Source organism: Bartonella sp. AA74HLJMH (assembly GCF_042197045.1).
Lineage (GTDB): Bacteria > Pseudomonadota > Alphaproteobacteria > Rhizobiales > Rhizobiaceae > Bartonella.
On record NZ_JBHIRJ010000004.1, the window covers coordinates 108,238 to 121,471 of the forward strand.

Consider the following 13,234-nt stretch of genomic DNA (forward strand, 5'->3'; position numbering starts at 1 on the left):
AAAAATCTTAAGAGCTTTGTTCATGCGTCTTGTCGTGTAATTTAATATAATTAAGTGGAAGTTCTGTTGTATATTTAATCTGTTCCATTGCGAAAGAAGAAGAGACATCACGGATGTCAATTTTAGAAATTAATTTTTTATAAAAAAGATCATAAGCTTCAATGTTGGGCACAACAACACGCAATAAATAGTCAATATCTCCACTCATTCGATAAAATTCAATGACTTCACGGAATTCTTGCACAATTTTTGAAAAACGCTTAAACCATTCATGACTATGTGTATTTGTGCGAATAGACACAAAAACAGTGACGTGTGCGTTTACTTTTTCTGGAGAAAGAACAGCAACACGACGCTGAATGACGCCATCTTCTTCAAGTTTTTGAATTCTACGCCAGCAAGGAGTGGTCGAAAGTCCCACTTTTTTAGCAATATCAGCAACAGAAAGTGTCGCATTTTCTTGCAAAAGATGTAAAATTTTTCGGTCAAGACGATCCATATTTTTTCTCAATATTTTAATTTATAAAAATTTACGCACTAAACAACGCAGATATACAATAAGCTCATCGTTAAACCATGGGTTTTTCTGTAACCAAGAAGTATTTCGCCATGACGGATGAGGCAAAGGCATAACATTATAGCCTCGAGGTTGAGGAATGGAAAGAATATTTCTCCAATCACCAACAGTTGCAGAAACGGTTTTATGTTTTAATTCTGTAATGTGCCACTTTTGCGCATAACTGCCAATAGCAAGAACAAGCTTTATTTGAGGCATTGCCTGAAATATCTTTTCATGCCATATTTCTCGACATTCACGTCTTGGTGGTAAATCAGCTTTATTTTTGTCATAACCTGGAAAACAAAATCCCATAGGAACAATAGCAAAGAGAGATTTATTATAAAATTCTTCTTTCGTGACACCCAGCCAATTACGCAATTTTTCACCAGAGCGATCATTAAAAGGGATAGAAGTTTCATGGACACGCAACCCTGGTGCTTGGCCTGCAATTGCAATCGAAGCAGTATCGGATAAATAAACGACAGGGTTTGGTTCATGAGGAAGAGGAGGAAAATAATGGGGTTGTTGGATGCAAACACGACAGGAATAGATCTCTTTTTCAAGTTTGATAATTGGGCTACATTGTTTCATTAGTAAATAAAATTTAAAAATATTTTTTTATTCTGTGCGAGGATTTGCTTTGCGCCATTCTTTTGGTCGTTGAAAACTTGATGCCCATATTCCTTTCTTTTTCTTTCTAGCTTCTTGCTCTTCTTTGGGGTATTCATAATAATTTACAGCCCAACCATTATGTACAAGTATTGCGTTGATATTGCTAACTTGTTTTGTTTTACATGTTGCAAGAATACGGCGATATTTATCTGTTTTTTGCCAGTGACATGTAACAGTTTGATTTTTTAATAGTTTTTCTAAATATTTCTTTGCCTCAAGCCCACAAGGGTAGCGAGCTTCTTTTTTTCCACAAAATTGGTGGAGTTCAGGAGCATCAATTCCAGCTAGTCGAATCTTAATTGAAGAAATCATAATGGTATCGCCATCAATGATTAATGCATTTCCTTCAACAGTGTTTTGAGAAGGAAATTTTTCTTTTTGAGGCAACAGCTGAGTTTTCTTAAAATAAGTTGACATAATGATAAGAATGCTAGCAGCGACAAAAATACTGAAACCGATAACTTTTAGATTAAAGCTTCTTAGATTAAAATGAGAAAAAGATTTTTTCATGAAATAAAGAAACTGCTAACATTATTATAACTCTATTTTAGTATCGAGAAACTTTATTCATATGACGAAACAATGTTTCGTTTTAATGACAAAATTTTCATTAGATATCACAATAATCAAATACTCATACAGAATATATGTAAGCAACTTAAATAATAAATCAACTTATCCAAATCCGTACAAAACATACAAAGTTTAAAGTAAACTTTTTAAACTTAAGGAAATAAAAAAACACACCTCAAAAAATAACTTTGAAGAGCAATACTTCCACATTTCTTTTGGAGTATAAAATCTATCAATTTAATAATAATTTTATTTATTTAATTTTTGTTTCTTTAAATTCAACGTGCTTTTTTACAACTGGATCATATTTACGCTTGCTCATTTTATCTGTCATTGTACGGCTGTTTTTCTTTGTTACATAGAAAAAACCAGTATCTGCAGTTGATAAAAGCTTGATCTTAATGGTTGCTGCTTTAGCCATAATGTAAGTACCCTATTTATACTGAAAAAAATATTATTGCTGTCAAAACTTATTTCCGACATCATCAGATTTTCCCGCAACACTACGGATGTTCTCAAAAAAGTCAAGAGCTGATTAATTTTCTCATAAGTTGGACAAACACGAAAATGACATATAAACCGAAAAAAACAGCCATGGCTATTGAAAAACCAAAGGGTTTAAAGATATCCATGGATTTTCCGATAAAGGTCGGTCCGATGAGCATACCAATTCCATAACAAAAAATAAAAGCAGAATTAGCAGCAGCAAGCTCTTGCCCCTTGAGACGGGCTCCTAAATGTGCAAGACTAATTGTATAAAGGCTCGCTGATACACCACCCAGAAAAAACAAATCAAGCATCAGAATCCATGGATATTGAAGAATCCATGGTACTATAAAAGTTCCTATAAAACCTAAAATAGCGCAACTCATCAGCGGGTAGCGTCGATCTTTGGCGTAGTCGCTTATAATGCTGATAGGAATTAAGAGGAAAATATTCCCAAGTGCAAGGGTTGCCATAAAATGTGCTGCTTCATTCTCATTATAACCAATGGATAAACTAAAGGGTATTATAAGAGTTAATACGCCCATTTGAATGGCCCCATAAACAAGGACCGCCATCATTGCACTTGGAACGTGAAAAAAATAACGAAAAAATGGCATATATTGATTTTTTTGAAATTCTGGACTTAATTTCCAAGCGGTAAGAATTGGTATAGTAGCAAGTATAATAAGGCTATATCCAACAGCAAAAGGAATAAATCCTTGTGTTCCCACTTTTGCTAGCAGCGTTAGACCTATTATAAACCCTAATCCTAAGACAATAGCATAAATAGAAAGGATAAAACCGCGTTTTTTGGGAGGAGCATAACTGTTGATCCAAAACTCTGACAGGATAAACATAACTGTCATGCTGAAATGTAATATAAACTTTAAAATAAACCAAACCCATATGGGATCAAAAAAATAGAATCCTAAAAAACTTAAAGATCCTATCGCCATCATAAGCAATATTGTTTGAGCGATTCCTAAGCATAAGGCAATTCGAGACGTAAAAATAGCTGCAATAATTGTGGCGATTCCACCAACTGTTCCACTATAGCCGATTGTACTGTTGGAAAGTCCTTTCTCTGCCATAAGAAGAGAGACAAGTTGTGTTCCCATTGCCAATGCTGTTCCAACAGTGCCAATGGTTGCAATAGCGGCAATAATTGCACGCAAAGAATTATTTTGAGAGTCAAAAGGTTTTTTTTTCATGAGAATGGCTTAAGGTACTCTTGTTTATTTAAACAATGAAAAGATGAGCTGAAATGAAAGGGAGCCAAAACTATCCTTTGCAGTTTCTCTTATTTCCTAAGTATAAAAAACTGCAAGATTTTTATATGGTTATTATAGACTTAACAATAAAATTTATCCTCTTGTATACTAAAGAAAGAAGATTGTACATATAAAATAATATAAATATTATATAATATAAGCCATTTCTTAAATTGAATTTATTATTCAAATTATATTTAATGGAGGGCAAGAAGCTTAATTTTTTCTTTTCCCATAAAAAGTATACTTTTGTTTTTTTAATTTGTTTTTATGGTAGGATGTCGGTGAAAATTTTATTGGACGAGGTTTTGTTAACAGTTCAAAGCATAAAGCGCCAGCAAAAGGTTGTACCGTTATAAGTTTTACTTCTACAACATCACTGAGCTGATAGCCTTTATGGCTACGCTGTCCTACAAGAACATGTTGTGCTTCATCAAAATGATAATAATCATTTTTAAGTGTAGAAATATGGACAAAACCATCTGTATTGAGTTTATCAAGTGAGATAAAAAGACCTGCTTTTGTAACTCCGGAAATGCGACCTGTAAAAATACGACCGATTTTATTCGTTAAATAGTGAGCAACAAGCCGATCAATCGTTTCTCTTTCAGCCATCATTGCACGGCGTTCGTATAAAGAAACTTGCGTAGCAATTTCTGCAAGATTTTGTTCTTGTGTATCTGTTAATTGATCATTTCCTAATTTGAGAGCTTTAATGAGTGCTCGATGAATAATGAGATCAGCATAACGACGGATTGGTGATGTAAAATGTGTATAGTTCTGCAAATTTAAACCAAAATGGCCACTATTTTTAGGGTTGTACTCTGCTTGTGATTGTGAACGCAAAATAACTTGATTGACTAGTTCTTGTTGTTGAGTATGAGCGACATTTTCTAAAATTCTATTAAGGCGCGCTGAGGTAAGTTCGCTTCCGCGGGAGAGTGGTATCCCCAAACTTTGAAGAAAGCTCCGAAGTATTTCTTGCTTAGCAAGAGAAGGTTTTTCATGAATACGATAAATGAGCGGCTGGTGATGTTGTTTTAATGTTTCAGAAGCTGCAATATTAGCTTGTATCATAAACTCTTCAATTAAACGATGCGCTTCTAATTGTGTTTCACTCACAACATCTTTTATGCATCCATTTTGATCAAGAATAATCTTTTTTTCTGCAATTTCTAATTCTAGTGGTTGGCGACGATTTCGCGCAGCTTTAAGGCATGCATAGGCTTCCCATAAGGGGTGCAAAATGCTCTCAAAAAGAGGGGTTATTTTTTCATTTATATTACCTTCAATTGCCAATTGTACTTCTTGATAAGAAAGTTTGGCTCTTACACGAATCATAGTACGATGAAAACTATGTTTTCGTTTATTACCGTTTGCATCAAAAATCATACGAACGGCTAAAGCTGGTCTTTCTTTTCCTTCACGCAGAGAACATAAATCATGAGAAAGGCGTTCAGGTAACATTGGCACAACGGTATCGGGAAAATAAACAGAATTTCCACGTTTCAATGCTTCTTTATCTAAAGCACTTCCTGTTTTGATATAATAAGAAACATCTGCAATGGCTACAATAATAATCCAACCATCATTATTTGCTGGATCCTTATCCTTGGTTGCATAAACTGCATCATCATGGTCTTTTGCATCTGGTGGATCAATTGTAATAAAGGGTAATTGTCGCCAATCTTCACGATTATCCATATTGGCAGCTTTGATATGTTTGGCTTGCTCAAGAACACTTTCAGGAAAAATATAAGGAATTCCTTTCGAAAGAAGCGCTATCATTGAGAGTGTTTTCTCACTCTTAATGTGCCCTAAAACATTCTTTATTTTTGCGCTCTTTAATCCGTAACCAGTATTTTTTTTTATTTCGACTTCAACGAGATCACCAATTTGAATCTTCATTTCTGGAGACATTTCAACAATGAGTTCATTGGTTTTGCGGTCTATAGGATCAAGGCGCCATTGATTATTTTCCAATTTTCGTACAATAGCAAATGCGCTTTTGGGAGATACATCAATTTTACGAATAATTCGTCCCGTATAAGGATGGCTTGAGCTTTCAGAATTTTTATTTCGAAAAACTTTTACAAGAATATGATCTCCAACACCAATATTACTTCCTGTTATGTGATGAAAAGAGTGTATTTCAATATTGGGCTTTGGAGAATCTTCCCATTCAAGAGGTTGTGCAATAAAACTTCCATCTTTATCACGTCCGCTAATTTTTACTAAAGAAACAGGGGGTAATTTTCCTTTGTTTATTGCTCTTTTGTGGTGTTTAGATATGAGATTTTGATCCTTTAACTCACGTAACATATCTCTAAGCCAGATACGAGAATCGCCTTTTAAGTTAAAAGCTTTAGCGATTTCTCGTTTACTTGAGTGGTTAGGATTCTCAATTATAAAGGAAAGGATTGCTTCCTTATTGGGAAAAGTTTTCCCCTTGAATGAAGAGAGATATTTTATGTTTTTTTCACCTTTAGCCAAAATTTATGTCTCTTTTATTTTTGCTTTTGTTTTAGAAGAAGCTCTTTTTGAAGTTGTTTTTTTACTCGATGCTTTAGCCGATATAAGTTCTAGTGCCTCTGGAAGTGTTACACTAATGGGATCTTTATCTTTTGGCAATGTTGCATTAATTTTACCCCAATTGACATAAGGACCATAACGCCCGTTGCGCACGGTAATGGTTCCTCCTTCGGGATGCTCTCCTAATGTTGCCAATGCTTCAGGTGTTGTTCTGCTTTGCCTGGTTTTGTTTTCTTGTTGTTCTGCTAATACTGTAATAGCACGATTGATACCAATATCAAAAACTTCATCTGCATGAAGAAGGCGCGCAGATTTTCCATTATGGCTAAGATAGGGACCATATCGTCCAATCGTAGCCGTGATTGTTTTTCCGGTTTCAGGATGAATGCCAATTTCACGGGGAAGGGATAGTAAAGCCAAGGCTTTATCAAGGGTTACATTTTCTGCCTGCCATTCTTTTGGTAATCCTGCACGCTTAACTTCTTTGCTTTCACCAAGTTGAATATAGGGACCAAACCGGCCATTACGAAGAGAGATCTCTTTTCCTGTTTCAGGGTCAATACCAAGTATAACAGGTTCATCATTGCGTACAGCTTCATTCTCTTCTCCAGTATCTGTACCAAGTTGGTGTGTGTATTTACATTCGGGATAATTGGAACAGCCAACAAAAGCACCATAACGCCCAAGTTTTAATGATAATTGACCATTTTTACAAAGAGGACAGGAACGCACATCACTTCCATCTTCGCGTTCAGGAAAGGCGAGAGGTGCTAATGTTACATTTAAAGCATCAAGAACATTGGTTATACGGAGTTCTTGGATATTGCTAATAGATGCATTAAATCCATCCCAAAAATCTCGCAATACGTCTTTCCAAGAAAGTTTGCCATCAGAGATAAGATCCAGCTTTTCTTCAAGATCTGCTGTGAAACCATATTCTACATAGCGATTAAAAAAATTTTCAAGAAAGGCTGTAACAATACGTCCCTTGGCATCGGGAATAAGCTTTCGTTTATCAATGACAATATATCCACGGTCACACAATGTTGCTAATGTGGATGCATAAGTTGAAGGACGACCAATTCCTAACTCCTCAAGCTTTTTAATTAATGAAGCTTCAGAATAACGAGAAGGGGGTTCTGTGGTATGTTGTACAGATTCAACTTTTTCTTTTGTAAGTGCTTCACCAGTGTTTATTTGTGGTAAACGTGTTGTTTCATTTTCTTCATTATTTTCTTCGTCTCGTTGATCCGTGTAGACGGAAATAAAGCCATCAAAGCGAATAACAGATCCTGTTGCCCGTAGATTTGCACAGTTTTCTCCTGTCTGTGCTTCAATTTCAACAGTTGTACGTTCAATTTCAGCAGAGCGCATTTGGCTGGCAATGGCACGCTTCCATATCAGATCATAGAGCTTTGCTTGATCGCTATCGAGAAAATTACGGACTTGACTAGGATTGCGTTGAAAATCTGTTGGGCGGATCGCTTCATGTGCTTCCTGTGCATTTTTTGCCTTTGTTGAATAAAAACGTGGCTTTTCAGGAATATAGTCTTTTCCGAAAGTTTCATGAATAACTTTTCGTGCTGAATCAATAGCCTCTGGTGCTATCTGCACACCATCGGTACGCATATAAGTAATAAGCCCTGCCGTTTCACCATTAATTTCAATGCCTTCATAAAGCTTTTGGGCAATTTGCATAGTGCGAGAAGCTGAAAAACCTAGTTTTGAAGAAGCTGCTTGTTGTAGTGTAGAGGTCGTAAATGGAGGAAAAGGATTTCTCTTTGTAGGTTTTGCTTCAACACTGAGTGTATGATATTGCGCTTTCTCCAGCATAAAGCGAATTTGGTCTGCTTGTTCTTGAGATTGAATATCAAGCTTGCCTATTTTTCTTTGATTAAACATTGTCAATCTTGCTTGGAAACTATCATTTCGGATGGTTTTTAACTGTGTTGTAATGGACCAATAATCTTCTTTGATAAAATGTTCTATTTCTGATTCACGATCACAAATAATACGCAAAGCAACCGATTGAACGCGTCCTGCTGAACGCGCACCAGGGAGTTTACGCCATAAAACAGGTGAAAGTGTAAAACCAACGAGATAATCGAGAGCACGACGTGCAAGATAAGCATCGACAAGGGATGTATCAATATCACGTGGATTATTCATAGCATCAAGCACAGACTTTTTGGTGATGGCATTGAAGACAACTCTTTTAATAGGTTTATCTTTTAAAACTTTTTTTTGACGAAGAACATCCAGAATATGCCATGAAATAGCTTCCCCTTCACGATCAGGGTCTGTTGCTAATATAAGGCTATCAGCTTCTTTAACGGCTTTTGCTATTTCATTTAAACGTTTAGCGGCAGCAGAATCTATATCCCATTTCATAGAAAAATCTTGATCCGGTAAAACAGAACCATCTTTTGCAGGCAAATCACGAACATGTCCAAATGATGCGACAACTTTGTATTGAGACCCAAGATATTTATTAATTGTTTTTGCTTTTGCTGGAGATTCAACGATAACGATATTCATAATTTTACCCAAATATTGAAATAAAAATTTTTTTATAAACGCCTTTTACGCGAATAGCTAATGCCAATTGCTTAAGAGCACATAAAAAAATATTAGCCATATAAAAAACATGAATATTGTACAACTTATGATTGTCATTATTAGAGTACACCCTATATAGAATTACACGATTTATTTTCCACTGTTATTACAAAAACATACGGCGAAATACTAAGATAACGTCTATTGAGAGGTAGGAGGGGAAATGCTCAAGGATAGAGGATTATGTTTATAAATCATTTAAAAGTTATCCAATATATTACAGACATGTCAAAGCAAATGAATCAGATGGCACGTCAGGCGCACAGTCCGCTTTTAGCATTGCTTTTGGATATGGTTGCCAAAGAAGGGCAAAGCATTATTAATAGTGCTGAAGCTCTTGGGGAAGATCAAGATTCGACAATGACACACAACCACCAGAGTGTCGAATAAGCTTTCCAGCAAGGTCGAGTTCTACCAACAAGAGGTAGAGAGCTGGGAGTGAAACACCTGAATGGATACTGAGTGTGTCTAAATCGATTGGCGTTGTTGAAAGAGCGGAGAGAACTGCTGCACGTGCTGCATCATCATCTGCTAAAGAGAGATCGCTGTTTTTTTCATCTGCTAAATTAAAATTCTCCTTTTCAAGTTGTAAGGAGGATGGTTCCTCAAAAAAATTGAGTTGCGAATTTGGAAGCGGTGAAATTAATGGCGTAAGTGTTTCTATAATGTCAGAAGGATGTGTGGTGAGTAGAGCACCGTCTTTGATAAGATTGTTTGTACCAACAGATCTTGGATCAAGTGGAGAACCGGGAATGGCAAAAATTAGCCGTCCCATTTCAGCTGCTTGACGTGCGGTAATTAAGGACCCTGAGCGCAGGGCTGCCTCTACAACCAAGAGACCAAGTGATAGAGCTGCAATAATACGGTTTCTTCTTGGAAAATCGATAGCACGCGGCTTCCAAGAAATGGGCATTTCGCTGATGATGGCTCCACCGTTGGCAATAATATCTTCATGCAACTTTTTATTTTCAGGAGGATAGATATGATCAATTCCTCCCGCCATGACTGCAACAGTTCCTGTTTTTAAACTTGCTTGATGCGCAACGCTATCAATTCCACGAGCGAGCCCAGAAATTGTTACAAAGTCTGCTTCTCCGAGAAAACGCGCAAATTGAGCTGTAAGCTTTTTTCCCGCAGCTGAAGCATTTCGAGAACCTATAATTCCAATAGAAGTTTTTTGAAAAATTGAAACATTACCTTTGATAGCAATAAGCGGCGGAGGGGCTTCTGTAACCTTAAGAAATGCTGGATAATCTGGTTCTCCCATACCGATAAACCGGACACCTAATCTTTCAGCTTCTTGCATTTCTTTTTCTGCATCTTCTAAGCTTGCTATTTTAATAGATACAGAACCACCACCTTTTCTACTAAGCTCTGGCAGTGCTGCCAGAGCATTTTCTGCTGTTTTATAATGATCAATGAGATTGCGAAAACTAACAGCTCCAATATTTTCACTGCGCAATAACCGTAACCAGCTTAGACGTTGATGATCAGTAAGCAGGATTCCTTTATTTATCTCCGTGTTGCGTACCAATCTTACTTTCTTCCCCAATTAATAATCTACCGATATTTGCAGAATGTTTTATAAACACAAATACGCTCATCACAATCAGCATACAATAGAAATAAGAAGCGGAAAAATAAAAAACAAATATCGGTGTGATCGTAACAGCAATAAGCGCAGATAATGAAGAATAACGCATGAGGAGAAAAATCGCACTCCATACAATAATAAAAATAATTGCTGCAGGCCAATAGATTCCTAAGCAGACTCCTAGATAGGTAGCAACACCTTTGCCACCTTTAAATTTAAGCCATACGGGGAAAAGATGTCCTAAGAAAACAAAAAAGCCTGCTAGAGAAACAAGGATACTATTGTCTAGCGGATCACTAAAAAACTTTATAACGAAAACAACGATAGTTCCTTTCAACATATCACAAAGAAGTGTTAGAGCAGCAAGCTTTTTATTTCCTGTTCGTAAAACATTTGTTGCTCCAATATTGCCGGAACCGATTGTTCTTATATCACCAATTTTGAACAATTTCGTAAAAAGAAGCCCAAATGGAATCGAGCCAATGAGATAAGATATGAGGAAAATAAACCATGGAGTGGATTGAAAAAATATTTCTGCTTCATTCATTAAGAATCTCATTAAATTTGTTGATCAAGTTTAAAAACGTTTTTCCCTTTCACAAAGGTCTGGAGCACGCGTCCTTGAAAACGTGCATTCTCAAAAGGGGTATTTTTTGAACGTGAATAGAGCTTCTCTTTCGAAACAACCCATGGTTCTTCAAGATCAACCACAATAAGGTCTGCATGAGCCCCTTTTTTGAGTGTTCCTGCATTGAGTCCAAAGAGCTTTGCAGGCGCCGTTGACAAAAGTTCCGTTATCCGTAGAAGAGATAGGCTCTCATTATGATAAAGACGTAAGGCTGCGCTCAATAAGGTCTCCATACCAATAGCGCCAATTGCCGCGTCATTAAATGGTAAATGTTTTGTGTCGATACTCTGAGGATCATGAGAAGAGACAATAACATCTATAATCCCATCCTTTATTGCTTCAATCATTGCTACACGGTCTTCTTCTGTACGCAATGGGGGCATTAAGCGAAAAGAAGTGCGATATTGTCCAATGTCATTTTCATTGAAAGATAAATGATTAATAGATACACCCGCTGAAATTTTCTCACTGCGTTTTTTACCTAAACGAAGTGCATCAGCAGAGAGTGCTGTCGATATTTGAGCGGCATGATAGCGTGTTTGCGTTAATGCTGCTAAACGTAGATCTCTTTCAAGTGGGATAACTTCTGCTTCGCGAGGGATGCCAGAAAGACCAAGCCAACTGGCAAGCAGTCCTTCATTCATCACACCTTGCCCTGTAAGATCTTTATCTTGCGTTTCATGCATCAATGGAACATCAAAATCACGTGCATAAGTCATTGCACGCCGTATAACAGATGAATTTTGAAGTGTTTTTTTTCCTTCACTAAAGGCAACGGCTCCAGCATCTTTGAGCAAACCAAATTCGGTTATTTCTTGTCCGTTGAAACCTTGTGTGATTGAAGCAACGGGATAAATATTGACCAATGACATTTCCTGTGCTGTATGCGTAATAAATTTAACGAGTGCTACATTATCAATAACTGGATGCGTGTTTGGCATCATAAGAAAGGAAGTAATACCACCTGCTGCGGCCGCGTAACTTGCTGATGTAATTGTTTCACAATGTTCATTCCCTAATTCTCCAACAAAAACGCGCGCATCAACAAGTCCAGGGAGAATTGCTTTGTTTTGTGCGTTAATAACTTCTGCTTCTTCAGGAAACCCCTGATTCAGAGCTTCTTTTCCAGCGGCTATAATTCGTCCATTTTCAACAATAACTGTACCAATTTCATCGATTGCGCGCGAAGGATCAATAATACGAGCATTTTGAAAAACAATTGGTTTTATCATTTTTTTTCTCCACTGATCTTTGCGCGTGAATCTAATAAAGCCTCCATGACAGCCATACGCACTGCAATTCCCATTTCTACTTGTGTATGAATCATACTTTGTGGTCCATCTGCTATGTCGGATGCAATCTCTACACCACGGTTTAATGGGCCAGGATGCAGAATAATAGAATCATTTTTGGCATAGGCTAAATTTTCTTTATGTAAGCCAAAATAATGGAAATATTCACGCGTAGAGGGAATAAAAGAGCCTGTCATCCGTTCATGCTGTAAGCGCAACATCATGATAACGTCAGCATTTTTAAGACCTTCTTTCATCGTGTTAAAAACCTCAACACTCATATGAGCGATTTCTGCGGGTAAGAGTGTTGAGGGAGCAACAGCACGAACACGAGCACCCAAAGCATTGAGACACAGGATATTGGAACGGGCAACACGTGAGTGTAAGATATCTCCGCAAATCGCAACAGTTAATCCTTCAATACGACCTTTTGCCCTTTTAATGGTTAGAGCATCTAATAAAGCTTGGGTTGGATGTTCATGAGCACCATCACCTGCATTAATAACACAACAATCAACTTTTTGTGCTAATAAAGCTGCCGCTCCTGCACTGTTATGGCGAAAAACCAGTATATCTGGCTTCATCGCATTGAGAGTTATAGCTGTATCAAGTAATGTTTCTCCTTTTTTTACAGATGAGTTGCCGATCGCAAGACTCATCACGTGTGCACCTAGCCTTTTACCCGCTAATTCAAAAGAAGATTGTGTTCGCGTAGAGGCTTCAAAAAAGAGATTAATTTGAGTCCGTCCATGCAAAGTAGATTTTATTTTATCAATTTTGTTAGAAAGGATAATATTTGCTTCTGCACGATCAAGCAATGTATTAAGATCTTGTACACTCAGATCTTTAATAGCTAAAAGATGTTGATGAGGGAAAAGTGGGAAAAAATTATCTTGCATCATAGCATTCTTCTTTATCTCTCTCTAAACAGGTTAAACAAGCATTTGTTTGAATATGATAAATGTTTCTTAACTCTAAAAAGACAAATAGTCTATGATATGAATGATT

12 protein-coding genes are annotated in these 13,234 nt (G+C 36.8%); 1 reads left to right on the top strand and 11 read right to left on the bottom strand.

Annotation, left to right across the window (positions count from 1 at the left end):
• Positions 1 to 7 precede the first annotated feature (7 nt).
• From ACFINH_RS04070 to topA, 7 genes are all read right to left on the bottom strand, one after another.
• Complete coding sequence (locus ACFINH_RS04070) at positions 8 to 499, bottom strand: Lrp/AsnC family transcriptional regulator (RefSeq protein WP_375608344.1); 492 nt, start codon at positions 497 to 499, stop codon at positions 8 to 10.
• Positions 500 to 520: 21 nt separating this feature from the next.
• Positions 521 to 1,150: a uracil-DNA glycosylase family protein gene (locus tag ACFINH_RS04075; RefSeq protein WP_375632209.1), complete on the bottom strand. Its 630-nt coding sequence runs from the start codon at positions 1,148 to 1,150 to the stop codon at positions 521 to 523.
• 27 nt (positions 1,151 to 1,177) lie between these two features.
• Positions 1,178 to 1,741, bottom strand: a complete 564-nt coding sequence (locus ACFINH_RS04080; RefSeq protein WP_375632210.1) for a thermonuclease family protein — start codon at positions 1,739 to 1,741, stop codon at positions 1,178 to 1,180.
• A 316-nt stretch (positions 1,742 to 2,057) separates the two neighbouring features.
• On the bottom strand, positions 2,058 to 2,225 hold the full coding sequence (gene rpmG / locus ACFINH_RS04085) for a 50S ribosomal protein L33 (RefSeq protein WP_004864083.1): 168 nt from the start codon (positions 2,223 to 2,225) through the stop codon (positions 2,058 to 2,060).
• Positions 2,226 to 2,328: 103 nt separating this feature from the next.
• Entirely contained in the window at positions 2,329 to 3,501 is a 1,173-nt protein-coding gene (locus tag ACFINH_RS04090; RefSeq protein WP_375632211.1) for an MFS transporter, read from the bottom strand.
• 276 nt (positions 3,502 to 3,777) lie between these two features.
• Positions 3,778 to 6,054, bottom strand: a complete 2,277-nt coding sequence (rnr, locus tag ACFINH_RS04095; protein WP_375632212.1) for a ribonuclease R — start codon at positions 6,052 to 6,054, stop codon at positions 3,778 to 3,780.
• 3 nt (positions 6,055 to 6,057) lie between these two features.
• A complete protein-coding gene (gene topA / locus ACFINH_RS04100; protein ID WP_375632213.1) occupies positions 6,058 to 8,631 on the bottom strand; it encodes a type I DNA topoisomerase in 2,574 nt (857 codons plus the stop codon).
• A 264-nt stretch (positions 8,632 to 8,895) separates the two neighbouring features.
• On the opposite strand from topA, the gene ACFINH_RS04105 reads away from it, so the two are divergent.
• Positions 8,896 to 9,102 carry a hypothetical protein gene (locus ACFINH_RS04105; RefSeq protein WP_005773510.1) on the top strand — a complete coding sequence of 69 codons (207 nt, stop codon included), beginning with the start codon at positions 8,896 to 8,898 and terminating at the stop codon, positions 9,100 to 9,102.
• Here the strand turns inward: ACFINH_RS04105 and dprA are convergent.
• The 4 genes from dprA to ACFINH_RS04125 are packed head-to-tail and all read right to left on the bottom strand — an operon-like array spanning position 9,032 to position 13,128.
• Positions 9,032 to 10,264: a DNA-processing protein DprA gene (gene dprA / locus ACFINH_RS04110; protein WP_375632214.1), complete on the bottom strand. Its 1,233-nt coding sequence runs from the start codon at positions 10,262 to 10,264 to the stop codon at positions 9,032 to 9,034. The two genes, ACFINH_RS04105 and dprA, sit on opposite strands and share 71 nt — an antisense overlap.
• A complete protein-coding gene (gene plsY, locus ACFINH_RS04115; RefSeq protein WP_375613412.1) occupies positions 10,221 to 10,853 on the bottom strand; it encodes a glycerol-3-phosphate 1-O-acyltransferase PlsY in 633 nt (210 codons plus the stop codon). The genes dprA and plsY overlap by 44 nt, the downstream gene beginning before the upstream one ends.
• A gap of 11 nt (positions 10,854 to 10,864) precedes the next feature.
• Positions 10,865 to 12,166: a dihydroorotase gene (locus ACFINH_RS04120; RefSeq protein WP_375632215.1), complete on the bottom strand. Its 1,302-nt coding sequence runs from the start codon at positions 12,164 to 12,166 to the stop codon at positions 10,865 to 10,867.
• Positions 12,163 to 13,128: an aspartate carbamoyltransferase catalytic subunit gene (locus ACFINH_RS04125; RefSeq protein ID WP_375632216.1), complete on the bottom strand. Its 966-nt coding sequence runs from the start codon at positions 13,126 to 13,128 to the stop codon at positions 12,163 to 12,165. The genes ACFINH_RS04120 and ACFINH_RS04125 overlap by 4 nt, the downstream gene beginning before the upstream one ends.
• Positions 13,129 to 13,234: the final 106 nt, after the last annotated feature.